At 55.1% G+C, this 24,734-nt stretch carries 21 protein-coding genes; 11 read left to right on the plus strand and 10 right to left on the minus strand.

The annotated features are described in order from the left end of the window. Nucleotides 1–528: 528 nt before the first annotated feature. The 6 genes from chiP to E5C26_RS06265 all read left to right on the plus strand — a co-directional run bounded on the left by chiP (nt 529) and on the right by E5C26_RS06265 (nt 9,253). Nucleotides 529–1,932: a chitoporin ChiP gene (chiP, locus tag E5C26_RS06240; protein ID WP_135315519.1), complete on the plus strand. Its 1,404-nt coding sequence runs from the start codon at nt 529–531 to the stop codon at nt 1,930–1,932. Nucleotides 1,933–1,979: 47 nt separating this feature from the next. After that, nucleotides 1,980–2,306: a ChiQ/YbfN family lipoprotein gene (gene chiQ / locus E5C26_RS06245; protein ID WP_135315520.1), complete on the plus strand. Its 327-nt coding sequence runs from the start codon at nt 1,980–1,982 to the stop codon at nt 2,304–2,306. Between the two features lie 14 nt (nt 2,307–2,320). Continuing rightward, the gene (locus E5C26_RS06250) at nt 2,321–4,978 is read left to right on the plus strand and encodes a beta-N-acetylhexosaminidase (protein WP_135315521.1); all 2,658 of its coding nucleotides are present in this window, start codon (nt 2,321–2,323) and stop codon (nt 4,976–4,978) included. A 76-nt stretch (nt 4,979–5,054) separates the two neighbouring features. Further along, nucleotides 5,055–6,200, plus strand: a complete 1,146-nt coding sequence (locus tag E5C26_RS06255) for an MFS transporter (protein ID WP_135315522.1) — start codon at nt 5,055–5,057, stop codon at nt 6,198–6,200. 49 nt (nt 6,201–6,249) lie between these two features. Further along, the gene (galE, locus tag E5C26_RS06260; RefSeq protein WP_135315523.1) at nt 6,250–7,302 is read left to right on the plus strand and encodes a UDP-glucose 4-epimerase GalE; all 1,053 of its coding nucleotides are present in this window, start codon (nt 6,250–6,252) and stop codon (nt 7,300–7,302) included. After that, the gene (locus E5C26_RS06265) at nt 7,292–9,253 is read left to right on the plus strand and encodes a glycosyltransferase (protein WP_135315524.1); all 1,962 of its coding nucleotides are present in this window, start codon (nt 7,292–7,294) and stop codon (nt 9,251–9,253) included. Before galE ends, E5C26_RS06265 begins: the two co-directional genes overlap by 11 nt. 207 nt (nt 9,254–9,460) lie before the next feature. Here the strand turns inward: E5C26_RS06265 and fur are convergent, their stop codons facing one another. From fur to ybfF, 4 genes are all read right to left on the minus strand, one after another. Further along, nucleotides 9,461–9,907 carry a ferric iron uptake transcriptional regulator gene (gene fur, locus E5C26_RS06270; protein ID WP_135315525.1) on the minus strand — a complete coding sequence of 149 codons (447 nt, stop codon included), beginning with the start codon at nt 9,905–9,907 and terminating at the stop codon, nt 9,461–9,463. A 320-nt stretch (nt 9,908–10,227) separates the two neighbouring features. Continuing rightward, on the minus strand, nt 10,228–10,767 hold the full coding sequence (fldA, locus tag E5C26_RS06275; protein WP_012005674.1) for a flavodoxin FldA: 540 nt from the start codon (nt 10,765–10,767) through the stop codon (nt 10,228–10,230). A 230-nt stretch (nt 10,768–10,997) separates the two neighbouring features. Next, nucleotides 10,998–11,285 carry a LexA regulated protein gene (ybfE, locus tag E5C26_RS06280; protein ID WP_012005675.1) on the minus strand — a complete coding sequence of 96 codons (288 nt, stop codon included), beginning with the start codon at nt 11,283–11,285 and terminating at the stop codon, nt 10,998–11,000. 291 nt (nt 11,286–11,576) lie between these two features. Then, nucleotides 11,577–12,350 (minus strand): esterase, encoded by a 774-nt coding sequence (gene ybfF, locus E5C26_RS06285; RefSeq protein WP_135315526.1) that lies wholly within the window; start codon nt 12,348–12,350, stop codon nt 11,577–11,579. Between the two features lie 241 nt (nt 12,351–12,591). Here ybfF and seqA point away from each other — a divergent pair, with 241 nt between their 5' ends. From seqA to E5C26_RS06305, 4 genes are all read left to right on the plus strand, one after another. Next, nucleotides 12,592–13,131: a replication initiation negative regulator SeqA gene (seqA, locus tag E5C26_RS06290; RefSeq protein ID WP_135315527.1), complete on the plus strand. Its 540-nt coding sequence runs from the start codon at nt 12,592–12,594 to the stop codon at nt 13,129–13,131. Nucleotides 13,132–13,208: 77 nt separating this feature from the next. After that, nucleotides 13,209–14,852: a phosphoglucomutase (alpha-D-glucose-1,6-bisphosphate-dependent) gene (gene pgm / locus E5C26_RS06295; protein ID WP_135315528.1), complete on the plus strand. Its 1,644-nt coding sequence runs from the start codon at nt 13,209–13,211 to the stop codon at nt 14,850–14,852. A gap of 185 nt (nt 14,853–15,037) precedes the next feature. Then, nucleotides 15,038–15,697, plus strand: a complete 660-nt coding sequence (locus E5C26_RS06300) for a PadR family transcriptional regulator (RefSeq protein ID WP_135315529.1) — start codon at nt 15,038–15,040, stop codon at nt 15,695–15,697. Further along, nucleotides 15,697–15,996, plus strand: a complete 300-nt coding sequence (locus tag E5C26_RS06305) for a DUF3861 domain-containing protein (RefSeq protein ID WP_135315530.1) — start codon at nt 15,697–15,699, stop codon at nt 15,994–15,996. The genes E5C26_RS06300 and E5C26_RS06305 overlap by 1 nt, the downstream gene beginning before the upstream one ends. Nucleotides 15,997–16,065: 69 nt before the next feature. Here the strand turns inward: E5C26_RS06305 and kdpE are convergent, their stop codons facing one another. From kdpE to E5C26_RS06335, 6 genes are all read right to left on the minus strand, one after another. After that, nucleotides 16,066–16,755 (minus strand): two-component system response regulator KdpE, encoded by a 690-nt coding sequence (kdpE, locus tag E5C26_RS06310; RefSeq protein ID WP_135315531.1) that lies wholly within the window; start codon nt 16,753–16,755, stop codon nt 16,066–16,068. Between the two features lie 17 nt (nt 16,756–16,772). Then, entirely contained in the window at nt 16,773–19,466 is a 2,694-nt protein-coding gene (gene kdpD / locus E5C26_RS06315; protein WP_135315532.1) for a two-component system sensor histidine kinase KdpD, read from the minus strand. 75 nt (nt 19,467–19,541) lie between these two features. Beyond that, nucleotides 19,542–20,111 carry a potassium-transporting ATPase subunit KdpC gene (gene kdpC / locus E5C26_RS06320; protein ID WP_135315533.1) on the minus strand — a complete coding sequence of 190 codons (570 nt, stop codon included), beginning with the start codon at nt 20,109–20,111 and terminating at the stop codon, nt 19,542–19,544. Between the two features lie 19 nt (nt 20,112–20,130). Further along, entirely contained in the window at nt 20,131–22,200 is a 2,070-nt protein-coding gene (gene kdpB, locus E5C26_RS06325; RefSeq protein WP_135315534.1) for a potassium-transporting ATPase subunit KdpB, read from the minus strand. Nucleotides 22,201–22,285: 85 nt separating this feature from the next. Beyond that, nucleotides 22,286–23,974 (minus strand): potassium-transporting ATPase subunit KdpA, encoded by a 1,689-nt coding sequence (kdpA, locus tag E5C26_RS06330; protein WP_135315535.1) that lies wholly within the window; start codon nt 23,972–23,974, stop codon nt 22,286–22,288. Then, nucleotides 23,974–24,063: a K(+)-transporting ATPase subunit F gene (locus E5C26_RS06335; protein WP_004949718.1), complete on the minus strand. Its 90-nt coding sequence runs from the start codon at nt 24,061–24,063 to the stop codon at nt 23,974–23,976. The genes kdpA and E5C26_RS06335 overlap by 1 nt, the downstream gene beginning before the upstream one ends. Nucleotides 24,064–24,509: 446 nt before the next feature. Between E5C26_RS06335 and E5C26_RS06340 the strand changes: the two genes are divergently transcribed. Next, the gene (locus tag E5C26_RS06340; protein WP_135315536.1) at nt 24,510–24,716 is read left to right on the plus strand and encodes a YbfA family protein; all 207 of its coding nucleotides are present in this window, start codon (nt 24,510–24,512) and stop codon (nt 24,714–24,716) included. The last annotated feature ends 18 nt before the right edge of the window (nt 24,717–24,734 follow it).

A 24,734-nucleotide genomic window follows, 5' to 3' on the forward strand; every position in this document is an offset into this window, starting at 1 on the left:
TATGCCTGTCAGCCTCGTTTTCTCCCCGCTAATGCTTTTCATTCCCCAATCTATTTTTAAATTTTAATCCGGCGGTTGTACCAGCAATTTCTTGAAAAAAATCAGCAGTCATATAACATCATCTTATATATTCGTGATGCGAATTAATGTCATTTAGAGAGCGCTCTCATGTTTTTTCTTTTGGCTGACTTTTTTGTTAAGGCTGAAACCATTAATCGTCTCTGATTGACCTGATATTGAAATTTATTCTGATTTTATTGAATTTTTTATTCGACAGCCTCTTTGCATAGCCACGTAACATAATCTCATCGATATGTGCTCTTTGTCATACTTTGACAAATCTCTCTCATAATTCATTTGATAATTCGCGTCGCGAAAAATAGTCTGTCTGTAGCAATAAGTGCTGTGGGATTTTAGTCCGTCAGCAATATTTTTTACCCGATTGGGTTTTTTATTAGCGGTCGTGCAGGGCAGTGGTGAACACGGGCGACTGCAACTTTTAAAGTTAAGTCAAAGAGGAATTTCATTATGGGTACGCACGGTGCTCAGCGTAAAACGCTGGCGCTCGCAGTCGCGGGTGCGCTGTTGGGAACAGGGTTTGCCATGGCCCCTGAGGCGAAAGCCGCAGGATTTATCGATGATTCCACGATGACCGGCGGTGTGTATTACTGGCAGCGTGAACGTGACCGTAAAGATCTCAACCCGACCAGTGACGATTACAATAAATACACCACCAACCTGTCACACTCGACTGCCAACCTGAGCCTGGATTTCGCCTCGGGCTATGCCTGGGACATGTTCGGTGTGGACGTGGGGGCTTTTACCGCCATTGAGCTGGCCGAGTCCAGCGCTAGCGGCCACCCGAATGAAATCGCGTTCTCCTCCAAAAACCGTACCTATGATGAAGACTATTCCGGCGATAAAGGTGGCATCAGCCTGTATAAAGCCGCCGCTAAATTCAAGTATGGCCCCGTCTGGGCACGTGCCGGTTATATCCAGCCAAGCGGGCAAACGCTGCTGGCACCCCACTGGAGCTTTATGCCTGGCACCTATCAGGGGGCGGAGGCAGGCGCCAAGTTTGACTACGGCGATGCCGGGGCGCTGAGCTTCTCCTACATGTGGACTGATAAATACAAAGCGCCATGGCACATCGAGATGGACGACTTCCGCCAGAACGACAAGAAAACCGGCGTCTCCTATCTGCACTCTCTGGGTGCCAAGTATGACTTTAAAAATGATTTGGTGCTGGAAGCGGCCTTCGGTCAGGCCCAGGGCTATGTGAATCAGTACTTCACCAAGGCGTCTTACAAGTTTGATCTGGTGGGCAACCCGCTGACCACCAGTTACCAATTCTACGGTACCGAAGACCGTATCAGCGACAAGAACGACCCTAACAGCATTTACGACGGCCTGGCCTGGCTGCAGGCGCTGACCTTCGGCTACACCACCGGTCAGTTCAACTGGCGTCTGGAAGGTACCATGGTCAAGGCTGAGGGCAACCAGGGTTACTTCCTGCAACGCATGACCCCAACCTATGCCTCTTCCAACGGTCGTCTCGACGTCTGGTGGGACAACCGTTCCGACTTCAACGCCAACGGTGAAAAAGCGGTTTATGCCGGGGTGATGTACGACCTGAGCAACTGGAACCTGCCGGGCATGGCAGTCGGCGGTTCTTACGTTTATGCCTGGGACGCCAAGCCGAGCACCAACCCAATGTATGACCAGAGCCAGCGCCTGAAAGAGAGCGCCTGGAGCCTGGACGCGTTGTACACCATTCAGGAAGGCCGTGCCAAAGGCACCTTGCTGAAACTGCACTACACCCAGTATGACAACCACACCAACATCCCAAGCTGGGGCGGCGGTTACGGCAACATCTTCCAGGACGAGAAAGACGTCAAATTTATGGTTATCGCGCCATTCACCATCTTCTGATGCGTTTCCCGGCGGCAACGCCGGGGACTCTTTACGGGAATACTTCGATGAAAAAAATCATGCTGATGTTGGCTGCGATGGTCACGCTGAGTGCCTGTGTACAGCCTGCGGCACCGCCTGAAGATGCCAAACTGAAACAGGCTTACAGCGCCTGCATTAATACCGCTGAAGGCTCGCCGGAAAAACTGCAGTCGTGCCAGGCGGTATTGAACGTGCTGAAACAAGAGAAGCAGCACCAGCAGTTTGCCGAGAAAGAAACGGTGCGGGTGATGGATTATCAGAACTGCATTCAGGCGGTTCACAGTGGTAACGGCCAGGCTTATGACGCCAAGTGCGGCAAAATTTGGCAAGAGATCCACGATAACAATAATTAAGGATGATGTTAAATATGAACAAATTCAAATTGAGTACGCTTGCCGCATTAACGGCAACCGTTGGATTATTTGGCGGCGTGGGGAATGCGCTGGCCAATCAGCCGCTGGTGGATCAACTGAGCCAGCTAAAATTGAATTTGAAAATGGTCGATAACCGGGCTGCCGACAGCGGCCTGGATTGCGGTAAGTTAGGTGCCGATTGGGCGGCCTGCAACAAGGTGTTGATCAGCCTGACTAACGATCATCAGGAAATTAAAGGCCACGACTGGGCGATTTATTTCCACAGTGCCCGTCAGACCATGAGGGTGGACAACGATCAATTTAAAATAACCCACCTGACCGGCGACCTGTACAAACTGGAGCCTACCGATAAATTTACCGGCTTCCCGGCCGGTCAAACGGTTGAGATCCCGATCATTGCCGAGTATTGGCAACTGTTTAAAACCGACTTTGTACCACGCTGGTACGCCACTTCGGGCGATGCCAAGCCAAAAATTCTGGTCAATACCGATACCGAAGATCTCAACCAGTTTGTGACGCCCTTTAGTGGTGACCAATGGAAGCGCATCAAGGATGACAACAATATCCTGATGACCCCGGCCTCCCGCTTTACCAAAAACGCCGAGTTGAAAACTTTACCGGCCGCCTCTTTGCGCGGGCAGATTGTGCCGACGCCGTTGCAAGTGAAAGTGCATCCACAAGATGTGAGCCTGGGCAACGGCGTTGCGCTGGAGTTGAGTGCGCTGGCCAAACCGGCAGCGGACGCAGTCACCCAACGTTTTACACTGTTGGGCATAACCCATAATGCAGCGGGCTACCCGATCAAAACCGATATTCAGCCGGGTAAATTCAAAGGTGAGCTGGCGGTGCCGGGGGCCTATGAACTGAGTATTGGCAATAAGGAAGCGCGGGTTATTGGTTTCGATCAGGCCGGAGTGTTCTATGGCCTGCAGTCTATTTTGTCACTGGTACCTACCGACGGCAGCACTAAAATCGCCACTCTGGCGGCCAAAGATGCACCACGCTTCCAGTATCGCGGCATCTTCCTCGACGTGGCGCGCAACTTCCATCAGAAAGATGCGGTGCTGCGTCTGCTCGACCAAATGGCAGCGTACAAGCTCAATAAATTCCACTTCCATCTGAGCGATGACGAAGGCTGGCGTATTGCCATCCCAGGTTTACCGGAACTGACCGAAGTGGGGGGGCGACGTTGTCATGACCTGAGCGAGACCACTTGCCTGTTGCCACAGTACGGGCAGGGGCCTGAGGTTTATGGCGGCTTCTTCTCCCGTCAGGACTACATCGAGATTATCAAATACGCCCAGGCACGCCAGATTGAAGTGATCCCGGAAATCGATATGCCGGCACATGCCCGTGCCGCCGTTGTGTCGATGGAGGCGCGCTATAAAAAGTTGCATGCCGCCGGTAAAGAACAGCAGGCCAATGAGTTCCGTCTGGTGGATCCGACCGATACTTCCAATACCACCTCGGTGCAGTACTTCAACCGTCAAAGTTACCTTAACCCTTGTCTGGATTCGTCCAGGCGCTTTGTTGACAAGGTGATCGGTGAAATTGCCCAGATGCACAAAGAGGCCGGGCAGCCACTGCGCACCTGGCACTTTGGCGGCGACGAAGCGAAAAACATTCGCCTGGGGGCAGGCTATACCGATCTGACCAAGCCTGAAGCCGGCAAAGGCCTTATCGATCAGAGCAAAGAAGATAAGCCATGGGCGAAATCCCAGGTGTGCCAACAGATGATCAAAGACGGCAAAGTCGCCGATATGGAACATCTGCCGAGCTATTTTGGCGTAGAAGTCAGTCAACTGGTGAAAGCACACGGCATCGACAGAATGCAGGCCTGGCAAGACGGCCTGAAAGATGCGAAAAACGCCAAGGCCTTCGCCACTCAACGTGTCGGGGTTAACTTCTGGGATACGTTGTATTGGGGCGGTTTTGATAGCGCCAACGACTGGGCGAACAAAGGCTACGAAGTGATCCTTTCCAACCCGGATTACCTCTACATGGACTTCCCGTATGAGGTGAACCCGGACGAGCGCGGTTACTACTGGGGCACCCGTTTCAGCGACGAGCAGAAAATGTTCAGCTTTGCCCCGAACAACCTGCCGCAAAACGCCGAAACCTCGGTTGACCGCGATGGCAATCATTTTACCGCCAAGAGCGACAAGCCGTGGCCAGGCGCTTACGGTATCTCTGCCCAGATGTGGAGCGAAACCCAGCGTACCGACCCGCAAATGGAATACATGATCTTCCCGCGTTCACTGTCGGTGGCCGAGCGCGCATGGCACCGGGCAGGCTGGGAGCAGGATTATCAGGCGGGACGTGAATATAAAGGCGGTGAAACCCACTTTATCGACAGCAAAAAACTGGACCGCGACTGGCTGCGCTTTGCCAATATTCTTGGCCAGCGTGAATTGGCAAAACTGGACAAGGGCGGCGTGAGTTATCGGCTACCGGTGCCGGGCGCCCGCGTAGCCGGTGGCAAGCTGGAGGCCAATATCTCGTTGCCGGGTCTGGGCATTGAGTATTCCACCGACGGCGGCAAGCAGTGGCAGCGTTACGATGCCAGGGCCAAGCCAGTGGTCAGCGGTGAGGTGCTGATCCGTGCGGTCAGCCCGGATGGTAAACGTTATAGCCGCGCCGAGAAAGTGTAACTCCTGAACCACGGCCTGTCTGTTCGCAGACGGGCCGTTATTGATGGTTAACAGCAGCGACCGGCGGTAATCAGCGATGAATTCGATACGGCTGACCTTTATGGTCGTTGCTTTTTTTTCTGGCATTGCCGGGGCACTGCAAATACCGACCCTAAGCCTGTTCCTCACCACCGAGGTCCGGGTGACGTCATTATGGGTCGGTTTTTTTTATGCGGTTAATTCCGGGGTCGGCATTATTGTCAGTTTTTTGCTGGCGAAAAAATCAGATCGCCAGCGTGACCGACGCCATTTGATTTTAATCTGTTATTTATTGGCGGCGGGAAACTGTCTGTTATTTGCTTTTAATCGCAATTACCTGACGTTAATTACCGCAGGCGTACTGTTAACTGCCATCGCCAATACGGCAATACCCCAATTATTCGCTCTGGCGCGTGAATATGGAGAGCGTTCATCGCAAAACGTGGCGATGTTCAGCGCTATTATGCGCGCACAGCTTTCTCTGGCCTGGGTTTTTGGTCCGCCATTGGCTTTTATGCTGGTGGTGAATTATGGCTTCACGGCGATGTTTATGTTTGCTGCCGGTATATTCCTGTTGGTCACGCTGCTGGCCTGGTGGATATTACCCGAGGTGGCTCGCCCCCCTGTGGGCAATGAAATCGCCATACCGCAAAAAACGGTCTTCGATAAAGATATTAGCCGGTTATTTTTTGCCTCGGTATTGATGTGGACCTGCAGCGCCATGTATCTGATTGATGTGCCGTTGTATATCGCGGCCGATCTGGGTTTGCCGCAAAGTCTGACCGGCTGGATGATGGGCGTCGCCGCCGCGATCGAAATTCCCATCATGATCCTGGTAGGGCGTTATGTAAACCGGGTGGGCAAGCGCCTGATGATGGCGGGGGCCATGGTGGCCGGCATACTGTTTTATGCCGGGATGCTGTGGTTTACCTCAGCCGCCGGGTTGCTGGTCTGGCAGCTGTTTAACGCGATATTTATCGGCATTATTGCCACCGTCGGCATGTTGTATTTCCAGGATTTGATGCCGGAAAGGGCGGGCATGGCCACCACTTTATTCACCAACAGCATTTCCACCGGTGTGATCCTGGCCGGAATATTACAAGGGATCCTGACCGAGTACGGGCCGCATTCCTCCGTTTATCTGTTAGCCATATTATTGCTTTGTATTGCTTTACCTGTCGGTTTTAAAACCCGGGAAGTTTAGGTGGTTTCTGAGTGAATCGTTTATTTTTAAGCATAAACAAGGAAATATGATGGCTATATTGGTGACGGGCGGCGCCGGTTATATCGGCTCGCATACGGTATTGGCACTGTTGGAAAGGGGGGAGGACGTTGTCGTACTGGACAACCTGTCCAACAGTTCGCCAGAGTCTTTGTTTCGGGTGGAGCGATTAACCGGTAAAAAAGTAATTTTTTATCATGGAGATATCCAGCAACATCATTTGTTGGATCATATATTCCGCCAGGATGATATTCATGCGGTTATTCATCTTGCGGGATTGAAATCGGTCAGGGAATCTACCGAAGAGCCGCTGAAGTATTATCAAAATAATATTTCCGGCTCATTGATCGTACTGGACAGAATGAGCCATGCCGGCGTTAAGCAATTTATTTTCAGCTCTTCAGCCACCGTCTATGGGCCGGCAGAATATACTCCACTGACGGAAAACTGCCGTGTTGGGCAGACCACCAATCCTTATGGCACCTCAAAGCTGATTGTCGAGCAGATCCTGGCGGAGTTCGCTTCCACGGCACCGCAGATGGCAATCACCGCGCTGCGTTACTTTAATCCGGCCGGAGCGCATGAGTCCGGCTTGATCGGTGAGGATCCCGCCGGCATTCCCAATAATCTTCTGGCTTATCTGGCGCAGGTGGCTATTGGCAAACTCGCGGTGTTGCCGGTGTATGGCAACGACTACCCTACCAGCGATGGGACCGGGGTACGTGATTACATTCACGTTATGGATTTGGCCGAAGGGCATTTGAAGGCGCTGGATAACCTGCAGCCCGGTTTTAACGTCTATAACCTGGGCACGGGTAAAGGCTACTCGGTGCTGGAGATTATTCGGGCCTTTGAACGCGCCTGTGGGTTCAAAATCGCCTATCAATTTAATCCCCGGCGTGCGGGAGATATCGCCGAGTGTTGGTCCGATCCCTCGCTGGCGGCAGAAAAGCTGGGTTGGCAAGCCAAACGCAGTCTGGAAAAAATGGTGTGTGATGCCTGGTCTTGGCAAAGCAAAAACCCGCAGGGTTATGGCTCTTCGGTGCCGCTGTCATCGATAAGGATGGCCACCGATGAAGCTTAACGACGGGCATTTGGGGGTTATGCGGGACGACCTGTTTCGGGCCGAATACGAGGCGCGGATCGGCGACCTGAAGTTTGAGTTTGTGAAGTATCAACGTGAGACTTCACTGGTGCTGCTGGAACGTTATCAGCGTGGGGTCGCGCAACTGCGTGAGTGGTTGGCAGCGCATGGGAATCTATTCGATGCTGCCCGTTGTTCTTCACTGTTTTGCGTGCCCACTCGTCCGCTGGCTGCGAGTGAAAAACGGCTACACCGTATCTGGCTGGGGGGAGCCATACCTGACGACGCCAGAGAGGTTATCTCTCAGTGGGGGGATGCGCAGCAGGCGGTGAATAACGCTGAAGGGAATGAGTGGGTCGGTATGTTATGGGTTTGGGACGCGCGGCAGCTGGCAAGGGATGCGTATTTCATCCCCGCATCCACGATCAATGACGGATATCTGGGGGAGTATGACGCCGGTAATCATCGCCTTCAGGTGCATTCTCTCAGTGAACTGGCGCAAAAAAGGGTCGGTGACAACCTGGGCTTTATCCATCAGCTGCACGATAAGCGCTATTACGCCACGCTATCTGATTACTTCCGTTTTCTGATTCTGATTGAGCAGGGAGGATTGTATATGGATATCGATACGATTCCCCATCGCTCGGCGACGCTGTTTCTGGTTAAGCCTGAAGTGCCGGATTACCTGCAGTTCTTGCCTGGGGGCCAGGTCAGTCACGTTAGCTGGCTGAATCTGTTTCTCGATGAAACCGGCATGATAATCAGCCGTAAAGGGGATATCTCGCTGTGCCGAATGCTGGCGGGGTTGGATCAGATCTATGCGGCGGAAAGCGGCGAAGTGCCGGACAAGAATTCGGTTTATGAACGGAAACTGTTCGATCCCTTTTATCAGCTGTGGAGTCGCCAGATTGGTTGCGCTTTCCTCAGTCATGATCGCTTCTGCAGAGACTATGGCGTCCTGTATAACGCAGTTCCGCAGACGGTCACCTGTGGGATCCGCGGTATGCGTCTGTTGGAAGATGTGATCACCAATGAGCGGTTTCCGCTGTCGGAAGAAGAACAGCGCAGCTACCGGCAATGCGTCAGCCAGCTGGAACAGGTGGATTGGCAACTTGAACAGCCGTTGGATCTGGCACGCTATACGGAGATATTCACCATTGATGAAGTCCCGCGCATGGCCTATCCGGCGCAGATCCGTTCCGATATCGAGCATTACCACTATTATTCGGTGCTTTCTCATGACCACCGGCTTGATCGGGTCAATCAGCTTTTTGGCGAATACCTGATCGCCGATAACCGGCGGCAGATCGCAGCGGGCAATTACTGGCGTCCGATCGCAGGAGAGGGCGATGCGCTATTGCCGGAGCCGGGCGGGGCATTGCATTTTCTGCCTGGCCGACAGGCGAGTGAAGCCGATAAAGCCCGCATGGCGAAGCTGATTTTTAGCACCAGTTACCTGGAATACTGCTCTGTTGGCAATCGCGCCGGGCTGGATCTGGTGTCCTTGCAGCTGGCGCAAAATATTGAGCCTTATCTGGATCTGATCACGGTGGCTTACGACCGACGCGGGGAGTTTGTCGGCTTTTTCAATGCGGCGACGATCGAAGCACTGTATGGCATAGAGGCGGACTACCTCTATCGTGATGAAATGAAGCCGCTTGATGAGGCTTACGACGGTTTTGTGCAAAGCCAGTGCGCTGCTGATGATTATTTCATCTGCAGTCTGGCGATTGAGAGCCAATTCCGTGGGCAAGGGCATTTTAATCAGATGTTTGCGCTGATCAAGCTGCAGGCAGGTCGGCAACAGGCGAAAAATATCGTGCTGTGCGTATGGCAACGCAGTGATGCCAGCCAAATTTATCTGAGCAAGGGGTTCCGTGTTCGAGGTGTATTCGATCAGGCCTGGTCGTTGTTCTTTGATCGGTTGCTGTTTCTTGAGTATGAGCTGTGAAGAGTTTGCCCACCCGCGTGTCGGCGGGTGAGCTGACGGTGAAGTGAGTGTAAGTGGGAAGCAGGAAAGAACTGCCGCTGCAATTGTTGTATTTCAAGCTGTGAACTTTCCCCGGGCCTGTCCGGGGATTTTTTTATCTCTGCATCGCCGGACTGCAGGCATAAAAAAACCGCCGTTAAAGGCGGTTCTTAATGCGGGTTGAGGGCATTATTTTTTATCGTGCAGAGTTTCGTCTTCGCGGCAGTCACCAATTGCACAGTGGCCGTACAGGTACAGGCTGTGGTTGCTGAGCTTGATGCCATGTTGCTTGGCGATATCACGCTGACGAACTTCGATTGATTCATCGCTGAATTCGATCACTTTGCCGCAGTCCAGGCAAATCAGGTGATCGTGGTGATGCTGCTGGGTCAGTTCGAACACGGACTTGCCGCCTTCGAAATTGTGACGGGTCACAATGCCGGCATCATCAAATTGGTTCAGTACGCGGTAAACCGTAGCCAGGCCAATTTCTTCGCCCATATCTATCAGTTTTTTGTACAGATCTTCCGCACTGACGTGATGGCATTCCGGATTTTGCAGTACTTCCAGGATTTTGAGTCGCGGAAGCGTGACTTTTAAGCCGGCCTTCTTCAATGCGGTGTTGTTGTCAGTCATGCGGATTCAGTCCTGTTACTATGCTAATCAAGTTGAGGCGTTCTCGCCTGTGGCATCGGTCGGCACAAAGAGTTAATTGCGTCTCATTATAGAACCGGTTGACCTAAATAGAAACCGCCGGTTGTTAACAAAGATATAATTGCACTATTGCATGTTGCACACGCAACGTCTTGATGGGCGGGATAAACCGATAACTCAGTCTACCTTGACGATGTGGGAAGTTACAAATATGTATCTTCGATTGCAGTAATCAGTACTGCCAATGATGGCCCTGCCAGCAACACTATGCACTTAGCAGGGCTTTTGTTCAACCTTTGGCGTTAGCCGACGATCTCGGCCAGGCTCAGCTCTTCGACGATTTGTTTTACCCAGCCTTCAACACGCTCATTGGTCAGTTCAGGTTGACGGTCTTCGTCAATGGCCAGGCCAATGAAGTGGCTGTCGCTTGCCAAACCTTTCGAGGCTTCGAAATGATAGCCTTTGGTTGGCCAGTGGCCGACAATCGCAGCGCCACGCGGTTCAATGATGTCGCGGATGGTGCCCATCGCATCACAGAAATATTCTGCGTAGTCTTCCTGATCGCCGCAGCCAAACAGGGCTACCAGCTTGCCGTTGAAGTCGATGTCTTCCAGCGTTGGGAAGAAGTCATCCCAGTCACACTGGGCTTCACCGTAGTACCAGGTTGGGATACCGAGCAACAGAATATCGAAACCTTCCAGGTCTTCTTTGCTGCTTTTGGCGATGTCGTGAATTTCGCACACATCGTCACCAAACTGTTGCTTAAGAATTTTCTGGATCATCTTGGCAATGTTTTCGGTATTGCCAGTGTCGCTGCCAAAGAAAATGCCTACATTAGCCATATCGCGTATAACCTTTAAATTCAATAAATTGCATTACACGATGTTAGCGCTGACCACGATAACACCGATTAAAATGATGCCATGGCAAGGGGAGCCCTCACCGGTAATTGCGTATCATGCCAGAAATTTACCCCGGGGTTTTATCACGTTTATGCGATACCGGGTTAGGGATAAAACGGTGTTGATCGGGCGTCATCCTTAACGCCGCGCCGCATGTGCGGCTGCAATGATCAATGTTCTGGCTGGTCGTCCGCCAGTTGTGCCAACAGCATTTGCTCAATAAGCTCGCTGCGGCTGATATTCCGCTGTTCCGCCAGTTTGTTCAGAGCGTCCACCGCATCCGCGTTGATCTTCAGTTCCACACGCCGTAAGCCACGGACTTTATCGCGTCGAAGCTGATTACGCTTATTGATTCTAAGCTGTTCATCTCGGGATAGCGGGTTGGTTTTTGGGCGCCCCGGACGGCGTTCATCTGCGAACAGATCCAGCGTCGTGCGATCCGTTTGTTCTTTTGCCATAGGTAGCGGTACTGCAAGGGAGTTTGCATCAAAAAGCGCATAGACGCTTCCGGATGGTTCGGTTAACACACTTCGGGCCAATAAACCCTAACCCAAATTCACCCCCAGCCAGGCGTTAATCAACACGCTGGGCACGGCGGCAAAATTATAGCGCGCCATATTACCCCAGCAGGTGGAGCAACGACAATGCTTAACTGCGCCGAAAACGCGCTAAGCCGTTATCTTTAGCGCGTTTTTTCGCCAGGTGGCCATTTCAGTAGGGTACCGTACTGGCGTGGGGACTGGGCTGGCTCAGGCTTCGTCGATAAAACGGTGGATGGCGCGCAGCACCGCCTCCGGTTTTTCCGCATGAACCCAGTGTCCGGTACCGGCGACCACGTGCGCACGGGCCTGCGGGAATTGGCGTGCAATATCTGCGCGATAGCTGTCTTGAACGTAAGAAGAAAGGCCACCACGGATAAATAATGTCGAATGTGGCCAGGCGGGAACTTCCTGCCAGCCGATAATGTTTTCGTATTGGTCAATCAGCACCGGCAGATTAAAGCGCCATTCGCCCTGGTGGAAGGATTTCAGCAGGAACTGGATCACTCCTTCTTCATCCAGATAGTCACGCATCAACTCTGCTGCCTGCTGACGTTGGGTAAGCCCAGCCGCGCTCACGGCTTGTAACGCCGCAAAAATTTTGTCGTGGTGACGGGTAGGGTACTTCACCGGCGCAATGTCTATCACTATCAGTTTCTCAATACGCTCCGGTGCGATTGCCGTTAGCGCCATGGCCGCTTTACCGCCCATCGAGTGGCCGACCACAATGACCTTTTCCAGCTGCAAATCATCCAGCAGCGCCAGCAGATCCTTCGCTATTTCCGGGTAGGTCATCTGCGCGGCACGTGGTGACAGGCCGTGGTTGCGCAGATCGACTTTAATCACGCTGTGTTGTTGGTTCAGGTCGCGAGCCAGCACGCCCAGATTGTCCAGATTGCCGAACAGCCCGTGGATCAGGACAACCGGCAGAGCATCGGACTCGCAGGGCAGCAGTTGATAATGTAATTTCATGGCGAAGTTCATACTGAGAGAGATTCAGATTAGGGTATCATGATTAAAACACACGATGAATAACGCGGATTTTTCATGGTAAGGTGCGGGTTTGGCAGAGCCAATGCCAAGCGGGCTTTAGGTAATAGTCTGCTTTTGCCGTGTTGAGGCACATTGTGATGTTCGCATCTGCGCTTTTAACCTTATAATCCCATGGCTTGAATGCAGGATCTGGCTTCAGGTTCTAAGTAGAAAAAAACAGTACTGGATAAAGATGAAAACTATTGAAGTCGACGAAGAGCTCTACCGTTATATTGCCAGCCACACGCAACATATAGGTGAGAGCGCGTCCGATATTTTGCGCCGCATGTTGAAGTTTACCGCAGGGCAGCCGTTGCGTGCTGTACCGGCCGCCAGCGCTCAGAGTGCCGAGCAGGATAAAATTGTCGCCGTGTCGCGCCCGCGCGATCGCGTGCGCGCCGTGCGTGAGTTGCTGTTGTCGGATGAGTATGCCGAGCAGAACAAAGCGGTAAACCGTTTTATGCTGGTACTTTCTACCCTGTATACCCTCGACGCTGCCGGTTTTGCCACGGCGACCGAGGCATTACGTGGCCGTACCCGCACCTATTTCGCCGGCGATCAGCAAACCCTGCTGGCGAACGGAACTCACACCAAACCCAAGCACGTTCCGGGCACCCCTTACTGGGTGATCACCAACACCAATACCGGTCGTAAACGCAGCATGGTGGAACACATCATGCAGGCTATGCAGTTCCCAGCGGAACTGACAGAAAAAGTTTGCGGCACAATCTAATTTAGCGAACAGCCCGTCATGGTGGCCGTGAGCGACATATTGCCAGGCTGCAGGACAGGGACTAGGGAGATATGTCGATGGCGAATAATCCACGTGCCGGGCAACCGGCTCAGCAAAGCGATTTGATCAACGTAGCCCAGCTGACGTCGCAGTACTATGTACTGCAACCTGAAGCGGGCAATGCGGCACACGCGGTGAAATTCGGTACTTCAGGCCATCGCGGCAGCGCTTTGCGTCATAGCTTTAATGAAAACCACATTCTCGCTATTGCTCAGGCGATTGCTGAAGTCCGTCACCAGCAAGGCGTCACCGGCCCATGCTACGTAGGTAAAGACACCCATGCGCTGTCCGAACCTGCCTTTATTTCTGTGCTGGAAGTGTTGACCGCCAATGGCGTCGATGTTGTCGTGCAGGAAAATAACGGTTTCACGCCGACCCCTGCGGTATCCCATGCCATTTTGTGCCATAACCGCAACGGTGGGGCACTGGCTGACGGTATCGTTATCACCCCGTCCCATAATCCCCCGGAAGACGGCGGCATCAAATATAACCCGACCAATGGCGGCCCGGCCGACACCAATCTGACCTCGGTGATTGAAAAGCGCGCCAATGAACTGCTGTCATTGCAGTTGCAAGGCGTTCAGCGTCAGTCATTGGACAAGGCCTGGAACAGCGGCCGCGTGCACGCACAAGATCTGGTGCAGCCGTATGTCGAAGGGTTGGTGGATATCGTCGATATGCCTGCTATCCAGCGCGCCGGCCTGAAGCTGGGTGTTGATCCGCTTGGCGGCTCCGGCATTGCCTACTGGCAGCGCATTGCCGAGCATTACAAGCTGGATCTGACGCTGGTGAACGACTCTATCGATCAGACCTTCCGCTTTATGCACCTGGACCACGACGGCGTGATCCGCATGGACTGCTCGTCCGTTCCGGCGATGGGTGGCCTGCTGGCGCTGCGTGACAAATTCGATTTGGCGTTCGCCAATGACCCGGATTACGACCGCCACGGCATTGTTACGCCGAAGGGGCTGATGAACCCGAACCATTATCTGGCGGTGTCCATCAACTACCTGTTCCAGCATCGTCCACAGTGGGGTGCCGATGTGGCGGTGGGCAAAACGCTGGTTTCCAGCGCAATGATTGACCGCGTGGTTGCTGACCTGGGCCGTAAACTGGTGGAAGTGCCGGTGGGCTTCAAATGGTTTGTCGACGGTTTGTATGATGGCAGCCTGGGCTTTGGTGGCGAAGAGAGCGCCGGTGCCTCCTTCCTGCGTTTCAACGGCAAACCTTGGTCTACTGATAAAGACGGCATGATCATGTGCCTGCTGGCGGCGGAAATCACCGCAGTCACCGGTGAAAACCCACAAAATCACTACGAAGATCTGGCCAAACACTTTGGCGCGCCGAGCTACAACCGTATTCAGGCACCGGCAACCTCAGCGCAGAAAGCCGCGCTGTCCAAGCTGTCGCCGGAAATGGTCAAGGCCGACACCCTGGCGGGCGATCCGATCACCGCCCGTCTGACTGCGGCACCGGGTAATGGTGCACCGATTGGCGGCCTGAAAGTGATGACCGACAACGGCTGGTTCGCGGCGCGTCCTTCCGGTACCGAAGAGGCCTACAAGATTTATTGTGAGAGCTTCCTGGGGGCTGAACACCGCGAAAAGATCGAGCATGAAGCGGTCGAAATCGTCAGCGCGGTGCTGGCTTCCGCCAAGTAGGTTTTCCCCACCTCCGATTAAAGCGCTGTTTTTACAGCGCTTTTTTTATGCCTGCAATTTAGATATATCTATTTTGCAATCAGCCCTTGCGCATTTAGATATATCGATCTAGATTAGAGCTATCGAGGTCGTTTAGATATATCTAAATAGCTTCGTCAACTAACTGTCTATTGAGAGGTATCACTATGTTTCACCGTTTAGATTCACACCGCCGTCACCGTTGTCATCCTGATCATGAAGAACGTTGCGATCATCATCATCGCCACCGTGGCGGACGCCATCACTTTGGCGGCGATCACGGCGAAGAGCATGGCCGGGGTGGGCGCGGCGGCCGTGGCGGGCGTCAGCGCATGTTTGAACATGGCGACCTGCGGTTGGTGCTGCTGGCACTGGTGGCACGCAAACCGAGCCACGGTTATGAATTGATCAAAGCCATTGATGAGGCCTCTTCCGGTCTGTACGTGCCAAGTCCTGGTGTGATTTACCCGACGCTGACGCTGTTGGAAGAGCAGGATTTCCTCGAGCCTGTCACCAGCGGCAACGGCCGAAAAAGCTATCAGATCACTGAACTTGGCCAGGGGGAACTGCAAAAACACCAGGCCGTTGTCGACGTGATCCTGGCCCGTCTGGCCGGTGCCGGCCGCGGTCATCATCATCATCACGGCAATCTGGCGGAAGGTATCTCTGAAGCCATGAACCGTCTGCGCAGTTTGCTACGTGGCAATGTGATGCGTGCCGATCTTTCACCGCAGCAGGTGGAACGCATCAATGCGGCATTGCTGACCGCCGTGGCGGCGATTGAAAGCGAAATGAACATTGCCCCGACAGCACAGGAGAATGACTGATGCCCGGCCACCGTTTTCGCATTACCGTTGAAGCCCTGAGCGATCGCAAAGGCGAACCTGTTGAGAAAGCGCCACTGAGTTTTGAAGTAGAAAACCACGACGATATTCTCGGTATTGTGGAGCGCATCAAAGCGCGTGAGGATTTGAACTTTGGCGAGAACAACAGTGCGGCCTTTGCCGTTGGTCTGAAACTGTTTTCCGAAGTGATGATCGAAAACCGCAAGCATCCGGTATTTGCACCGCTGCGCGAAGCGTTCAAGGAATTTATGATGGGATTAAAGAAAGGTCCTAACGCGTAGGGGCGCCGCATGCTGCGCCCGTTTAATCGAACACCGCGTCAGGTTAACCGCATGCTGCGCCCATTAACTTCAAGGCATAAAGCGGTAACCGACACCGGTTTCAGTCAGCAAGTGTTTTGGCCGGGCCGGGTCGGCCTCCAGTTTCTGCCGCAGATGACCCATATAAATTCGCAGGTAATGGCTGTGTTCGACGTAGTTCGGCCCCCATACATGGCTCAGAAGCTGGCGCTGGGTCAATACCTTGCCGGAGTTGGCCAGCAGCTCGGCCAGCAGTCGAAACTCAATGGGCGTCAGATGCAAGTCTTCACCCTGGCGCAGCACCCGACGATTAATCAGATCTACGGTGATTTCTGAGAAGCTGACCAACGGGCTTTCCTGCAGGTTGCCGGAATGGCGTCGCAAGGCGACCCGCACGCGCGCCAGCAATTCGCCAATACCAAAGGGTTTGCTGAGATAGTCATCCGCCCCGGCGTCCAGCGCGGCGATTTTGTCTTCCTCCGCGTTGCGTGCCGACAACACGATGACCGGAATCGCACTCCATTGGCGTAAATCGCGGATATAGTTAAGTCCGTCGCCGTCCGGCAACCCCAAATCGAGAATAATCAGATCCGGCTTACGCGTACCGGCTTCAATCAGCCCGCGTTGCAGCGTTTCGCTTTCAAACACCCGCAGGCCTTCGCTTTCCAGGGCGGTACGGACGAAACGTCGGATCTCTTTCTCATCTTCAACAATCAGAATATTGGTTGGCGTGCTGCTCACAAGACTCCTTGGCTTGATTAAAGATCAAAGACTTCGCTGTCTATTTCAGGCGGCTTTTCCAGCGGCAGTACAAAGCGGAAGCTGGCACCGCCGTTGGCACCGTTTTCAGCCCAGATACGGCCGCCGTGCACTTCAATAATGGCACGGCAAATCGCTAACCCCAAACCCACACCGGGGATAGCCGATTCTTTATTGCCACGAGAAAATTTATCGAAAATAAGCTGCATTTTCCCCTCGGGAATACCCGGCCCATCATCCCAGACTTCGACTTCCAGCCAATCCGGCAGAGTATGGGCACGAATACCGATAGTAGCATCGTAGCCGGCATATTTATTGGCATTTTCCAACAGGTTAGTGAACACGCGCTCCAGCAGGCTGCCGTCGCAATTCACCAATACCAGCTCCGCCGGTAGCTCAACCTTGATTTGATGCTGAGTCATCAGCGGCTCCAGCATGTGCAGCGATGCGCCAACGATCTCTTCCAGCGATTGCCACTCTTTACGCAGATTAAAACCACCGGATTGAATGCGCGCCATATCCAGCAGGTTGTTCACCAGCCGGGTGGTGCTCAACACCTGCTGGCGGATCTGACTGGCCTGGGTCGCATGGTTGGAGCCTTCGGCCGCCAGATCGAGCGTCAGAATTTCCGCCTGACCGAACAGCACCGTCAGCGGAGTACGCAAGTCGTGGGACAGCGCCGCCAGCAGCGAGTTGCGCAGTTGTTCGCGTTCGGCGTCCAGCTTGGCTTCCTCGGCGCTGCGCGCCAAATGCAAGCGTTCCAGCGCGCTGGCAATCAACACCGCAAAGGTCTGTAGCAGCCGCTGTTGCTCCGGCACCATCAGCTGGCGCAGGTTGCTGGGTTCGATGGCCAACAGGCCAAAGGTTTGTTTCGACGTGGTTAACGGCAACAGTTGATAGGGAACGCCGGGCAGGGTATCGGTCCCGGCTCCGGCCGGCATGCCCTTGTCGAAACTCCAGCGCGCAATAGCCTCATCTACCGACAGCAGCCCACCGGTTTCCCCGACCATTTGTTGCAGTTTGCCGTCTTCCTGTGGCAGCAGCAGCACGGTTTTGGCCTGGAAACTGCTGGAGAGGAAGTGGCGACTGGTTTTGGCGATGTCTTCGGTGGTCAGCGCCTGGCTCAGCCCACGGGAGATTTCATACAGATGACGGGCCCGCTGCTCGCGGTAGCGGGCCACTCGTGCCTGATAACGCACACCGGCGGTCAGGTTACCGATGGTGATACCGACAATCAGCATCACGGCAAAGGTCAGCAGATACTGCATATCACTGACGGCAAACGACCATTGAGGCTGGACGAAAAACAGGTCAAAGCTGGCGACGTTGATCACCGCAGCCAGCACCGACGGCCAACGACCAAAAAACAACGCGACAATGGCAACGCCAAGCAGGTAGACCATTACCAGGTTGGCCTGATCGAAGCCCGGCAGCAGCCACTGGGACAGCAGGGTGATCAGGGCGCAGAGTGCGACGGCGACGGCGCAGCCACGCAGTTGCATACGCCATTTCTCGCTAAAGTTGCGGCTGTCGTGTTCTTTGCCTGGTTGCGGGAGGCTGTCGTTTTCCAGGGCGACAATCACCAGATCGAGATCCGGCCCCAACTTGCCAAGGCGATCGGCAAAGCTGCCGCGCAGTTTCCAGCGTTGTTCACTGCGGCGGCCGATAATGATTTTGCCCAGGTTGTGCTCACGGGCGTAACGTAATATCGCGCGTTCTTCATCGGGTTCGGACAGGGTGGCGGTTTCGGCCCCCAATTCCTGCGCCAGCCGCAGCGCCCGCAAAATTGCCCGGCGTTGATTCTCCGGCAAGCGGTGCAGTTTTGGCGTTTCCACATAGACTGCGTGCCAGTGGCAGCCCAGCCGGGCCGCCAGCCGTGCGGCGATGCGCACCAGTTTTTCGTTGCCGCTGTTATGGCCGACGCACAGCAGGATACTGTCGCGGGTGTGCCACACGCGCTCACGCCCCTGGTTATCCCGGAACTCACGCATCTGTTCATCGACGCGGTCGGCGGTGCGGCGCAGTGCCAGTTCACGCAGGGCTATCAGATTGCCCTTACGGAAAAAGTGCTCAATGGCGCGCTCGGCCTGACCGGGGATATACACCTTGCCTTCATTGAGTCGCTGGCGCAGATCGTCCGGCGGCAGGTCAACCAGCACCACCTCGGTGGCTTCGTCGAACACGTGATCGGGCACCGTTTCACGTACCCGCACCCCGGTCACGCCGCCGACCACGTCGTTCAGGCTTTCCAGATGTTGTACGTTGACGGTGGTCAGCACGTCGATACCGGCATCCAGCAGCTCTTCGACATCTTGCCAGCGCTTCGGATGGCGTGAGCCATGGGCATTGCTGTGCGCCAGTTCGTCCATCAGGATCAATGCCGGGTGACGCGCCAGTGCGGCGTCGAGATCAAATTCCTGCACCAGTCGGCCGCGATACTGAATGCGCTTTTGCGCCAGCAAATCCAGCCCGCCCAGCAATGCGGCGGTTTCGCTGCGACCATGGGTTTCTACCACGCCGACCAGTACGTCCAGCCCCTGGGCACGTAGCCGCTGGGCTTCCTGCAGCATGGCGTAGGTTTTGCCCACCCCGGCGCAAGCGCCGAAGAATACCTTCAGGCGGCCGCGGGGCTTTTCATTGGCCAGCGCCAGCAGGCTGTCAGGGTCGGGGCGCTGTTGTTCCTCATCCACCATCGGAGTTCCTTTTGCAGCAATGTAAAGCGGGTCCGGCACGCCGAACCCGTTACTTATCCTTTAACACTCGGGGCATTATTTCAATGCGTCGAGTGCCAGATTCAATTTCAGCACGTTCACCACCGACTCACCCATAAAGTTGGGGGTGGCCTGATCGGTGCTTTCATCAATCAGTTTGGCGATTTGCTCCGGTGCCAGTTGGCGCGCCGCAGCAACCCGGGCCAGTTGATACTGCGCCGCCGCGAGGGAGATCTGTGGATCCAGACCGCTACCGGACGCGGTCAGCAGATCAACCGGGATCGGGCCTTTCATCGCTGGGTTGGCCAGACGCAGTTGCGTTGCACGCTCGGCAATGGCTTTATCCAGCGCCGGGTTGGTGGCGGCCAGATTGCTGCCGGCAGACGCCATGGCATTATAGGCCGAATCCGCGGTGGCAGAAGGGCGGCCCCAGAAATACTCGGGTTTGGTAAAGTTTTGGCCGATTAATGCCGAGCCTACCACTTTGTCGCCCTGATACAGCAGCGAGCCCTTGGCCGCGCCGGAAAACAGCAGTTGCGACAGCCCGGTGGTCAACAGCGGGTAGGCAATACCGGTAATCAATGTCAGCAGGATCAACATCACCAGCGAAGGGCGTAAATAAGACATTTTCATTTCCTCTTAATCATTAACCGGCGATATGCAGCGCGACCAGGATCAGGTCGATCAGCTTGATACCGACAAAGGGCACCAGCAGACCGCCCACACCATACAGCCACAGGTTACGACGCAGCAGCGCCGCGGCGCTCATTGGCTTGTAACTCACCCCTTTCAGCGCCAGCGGGATCAGGAACACGATCACCAAAGCGTTGAAAATAACCGCCGACATAATGGCGGAAGCGGGGGAGTGCAGGTGCATCACGTTCAGCGCGTTCAACTGCGGATAGGTTGCCGCGAACGCCGCCGGGATGATGGCGAAATACTTGGCCACGTCGTTGGCAATACTGAAGGTGGTCAGCGAACCGCGGGTCATCAGCATCTGTTTACCGATATGCACCACTTCAATCAGCTTGGTCGGGTTGGAGTCCAGATCGACCATGTTGCCCGCCTCTTTGGCGGCCTGGGTACCCGAGTTCATCGCCACCGCCACGTCGGCCTGTGCCAGCGCCGGGGCGTCGTTGGTGCCGTCGCCGGTCATCGCCACCAGGCGGCCTTCTGCCTGATATTGACGAATCAACGCCAGCTTGGCTTCCGGCGTCGCTTCCGACAGGAAGTCATCCACCCCGGCTTCGGCGGCAATGGCGGCAGCGGTCAGTGGGTTATCGCCGGTGATCATCACCGTTTTGATGCCCATTTTGCGCAGTTCGACAAAGCGTTCCTTGATGCCGCCCTTGACGATATCCTTCAGCGCTACCACTCCCAGCACCCGTGGCCCTTCGGCCACCACCAACGGCGTACCGCCGGTGCGTGCCACGCTGGCCACCAGGTCATCTACCGCCTGCGGGAAGTGGCCCTGATTGGACTCGACGTGACGGCGAATGGCATCTACTGCGCCCTTACGGATCATGCGGTCCTGCACGTTGACGCCGCTCATGCGCGTCTGGGCAGAGAAGGGCACGAAGGTGGCGTTCAGCGCCTGCAGGTCACGCTCACGCAGGTTAAAGCGCTGTTTGGCCAGCACCACAATGCTGCGGCCTTCCGGCGTTTCATCCGCCAGTGAAGACAGCTGCGCGGCGTCAGCCAGCTCCTGTTCTTTCACTCCCGGCGCCGGCAGAAATTCGGAGGCCTGACGGTTACCCAGCGTGATGGTGCCGGTTTTATCCAGCAGCAGCACATCCACGTCGCCGGCGGCTTCCACCGCACGGCCACTGGTGGCGATGACGTTGGCACCCAGCATCCGGCTCATCCCGGCCACGCCGATGGCGGACAGCAGGCCGCCGATGGTGGTAGGGATCAGACAGACCAACAGGGCTACCAATACGGTGATACTGACTACCGAACCGCCGTTGGCGGCGTCGACGCTGTATTGCGAGAACGGGAACAGCGTGGCGGTCGCCAGCACAAACACCAGGGTCAGCGCTACCAACAGAATGGTCAGCGCCACCTCGTTCGGGGTTTTACGGCGTTTTGCGCCTTCGACCATGGCAATCATCCGGTCAAGGAAGGTTTCGCCCGGGTTGACGCTACACTGCACCACCAGCCAGTCGGACAGCACGCGGGTGCCGCCGGTGACGGATGAGAAGTCACCGCCGGATTCACGGATCACCGGTGCGGATTCACCGGTAATGGCGCTTTCATCCACCGATGCGCCGCCTTCCAGCACTTCGCCGTCGCAGGGAATGGTGTCACCGGCCTCGACCAGCACCACGTCACCCTTGCGCAGGCTTTCAGCGGAGACTTTCTCGGTGGCCCCTTCGCGGCGTGGTCCGGCCAGTTTCTTCGCCCAACTGGTTTTCTTGGTGCCCCTCAGGCTTTCCGCCTGAGCTTTGCTGCGCCCTTCGGCCAGCGCTTCGGCAAAGTTGGCGAACAGCACGGTAAACCACAGCCACATAGCGATGCTGCCGGTAAAGGCGGCGCTGCCGTCGGTCTGTTTGGCGAGGATCGCCAGCCAGATGGCGGTGGTCAGAATGCTGCCGATATACACCACGAACATCACCGGGTTACGCCACTGGGTGCGCGGATCCAGCTTTTTCAGCGCATCGATCAGCGCGGTACGGACCAGTGCCGGTTCAAACAGCGCGCGTTGTTTGCGAGTCATCTTTTATTCTCTCTTCCTGTTTCATTCCCTATGGATTTTGAGCTGGCCGTCTGGCTGAGGCTCGAAAGGCGACGGGAATGCGCGGTTATTTGATCAGCCAAAGTTGCAAATGCTCAGCCACCGGTCCCAGCGCCAGCGCCGGTACGAAGGTCAATGCGCCCACCAGCAGCACGGTGCCGACCAGCAGGCCGATAAACAGCGGCCCGTAGGTTGGCAGGGTGCCGTTGCCCGCCGGCTGGCGTTTCTTGGCGCACAGTGAACCGGCGATCGCCAGTACCGGCAGGATCACCCCGAAACGGCCGACGAACATGGCAAAGGCCAGCAGCAGGTTGTAGAACGGCGTGTTGACGCTCAACCCACCAAAGGCGCTACCGTTGTTATTGGCGGCGGAGGACAGGGCATACAGCACTTCGCTGAAACCGTGCGCGCCCGGGTTAAGAATGCCGGCACGGCCTACGTCGGTAGAGATGGCCAGCGCGCTGCCCAGCAGCACCAGGGTCGGTGTGACCAGGATCGCCAGCGCGGTCATTTTCATGTCATAGACGTCGATTTTTTTGCCCAGATATTCCGGGGTACGCCCAATCATCAGCCCGGCGATAAACACCGTCAGCAGCACGAACAGCAGCATGCCGTACAGGCCGGAACCGACGCCACCGAACACCACTTCACCAATCTGCATCAGCCACATCGGCACCATACCGCCCAGCGCGGTGAAGGAGTCATGCATGGCGTTGACGGCCCCACAGGACGCTGCGGTGGTGACCACCGAGAACATACTGGTGGCGAGAATGCCAAAGCGCGATTCCTTGCCTTCCATATTGATGTTGCTGGCACTGCCCAACTCGCTCAGATGCGGGTTACCCGCCAGTTCGGCGAACATCACCACTACGACGGCCACGATGAAGATCAGTGACATCGCCCAGATCAGCGCATGGCCCTGACGGTTCTCACCGGCCACCCGGCCGAAGGAAAAGCACAGCGCACAAGGGATCAGGAAGATCGCCAACATCTGCACAAAGTTGGTCAGCACGGTCGGGTTTTCGAACGGATGCGCCGAGTTGACGCCGAAGAAACCGCCGCCGTTGGTGCCGAGCATCTTGATTGCTTCCTGCGAGGCTACCGGCCCCATTGGCAGCGTCTGCTGCGTGCCTTCCAGCGTGGTGATATGCAGGTAAGGCAGGAAGTTTTGCAGCGTGCCCTGGCTGACGAAGAACAGCGCAATCAGCAGCGAGATCGGCAGCAACACGTACAGCGTGATGCGGAACATGTCGATCCAGGCATTACCAATGGTGGCGCTGGAACGGCGGGTGAAGGCGCGGATCAACGCAAAGGCCACCGCGATACCGGTAGCGGCAGACAGGAAGTTCTGCACTGCCAGCCCGGCCATTTGGCTAAGGTAGCTAAGGGTGCTTTCACCGCTGTAGGCCTGCCAGTTGGTGTTGGTGACAAAGCTGACGGCAGTATTGAACGCCAGATCCCAGGACAGGCCGGGGAAGCCCTGCGGGTTAAGCGGCAGTGAGCCTTGCGCCATCAGCAACACAAACAGCAGCACCAGCCCGAGCAGGTTGAACCACAAGATCGCCAGCGCATACTGCCACCAGTTCATTTCAGTGGGGGTATTGCCACAGCAACGCCAGACGGCGGCCTCCACCCGACGCAGCGCGGGTAAAGGTTCACCTTCGATCAGGCGCGCCAGGAAACTGCCTAACGGCCGGGCCAGCAGCAAAAGCACCAGCATAAAGCTGGCAATCAATAAAAAGGCTGAAGCTGCCATCAGAAATCCTCCGCATTGAACAGGGCATAAACCAGATAGCCCAACAGCAGCAGGACCAACAGCGCACCACCAATAACGCTGATACTCACAGGACACCTCCAGAGGTGTAGTTTTTGATATGGCGAGTGTAGGGAGGGCGGTAGAAAGAAGATGAAAAAATAGCGACGACCGGTGTAAAAAAAGTATAAAAATGGCTGAAATTACAGCGAAAAATGGCTTTTCAATGAGGGGGCTGTCCGCAGGGGATGCGTTTAGGCCTGAGCTTGGTCATCGGCAAGGGAGCGTTTGGCGTAAACAGGGTATAAATATCCACAATGTAACCAATGGTTAGTTAATTATTAACTTTGGTGTAACAAAATTACGGAATGGCGCATTAATTTGCGATTTTTTGTTCGTTTTAGTGGTCGGATGAGTAGTAAACTTTCATCAATTGCGCTAAAATTTTGTCCAGTTACCAAATCATCCCATTTTAATGGTTTACGCCAGTGCTGTTTCCAAGACAAATCAACGGCCGGGCGTTTTTAAGGAGGTTCGCATGTCTATCTACCCAGCTTATTCATTGCATCGGATTCTCCTGCGTCGCAGCGCAGTGATCCTGGCAGGTGTATTGGCTTTACCGGTCATGCTGTTTCGCAGCGACCGCGCCCGTTTTTACAGCTATTTGCACCGCGTCTGGTCAAAAACCAGCGATAAGCCGGTCTGGCTGCAACAGGCGGAACTGGCGTCCTGCGATTTCTACTGATTGATCGCCGCCGTTCAT

It is taken from the genome of Serratia proteamaculans (assembly GCF_004684015.1).
Taxonomy (GTDB): domain Bacteria; phylum Pseudomonadota; class Gammaproteobacteria; order Enterobacterales; family Enterobacteriaceae; genus Serratia; species Serratia proteamaculans_F.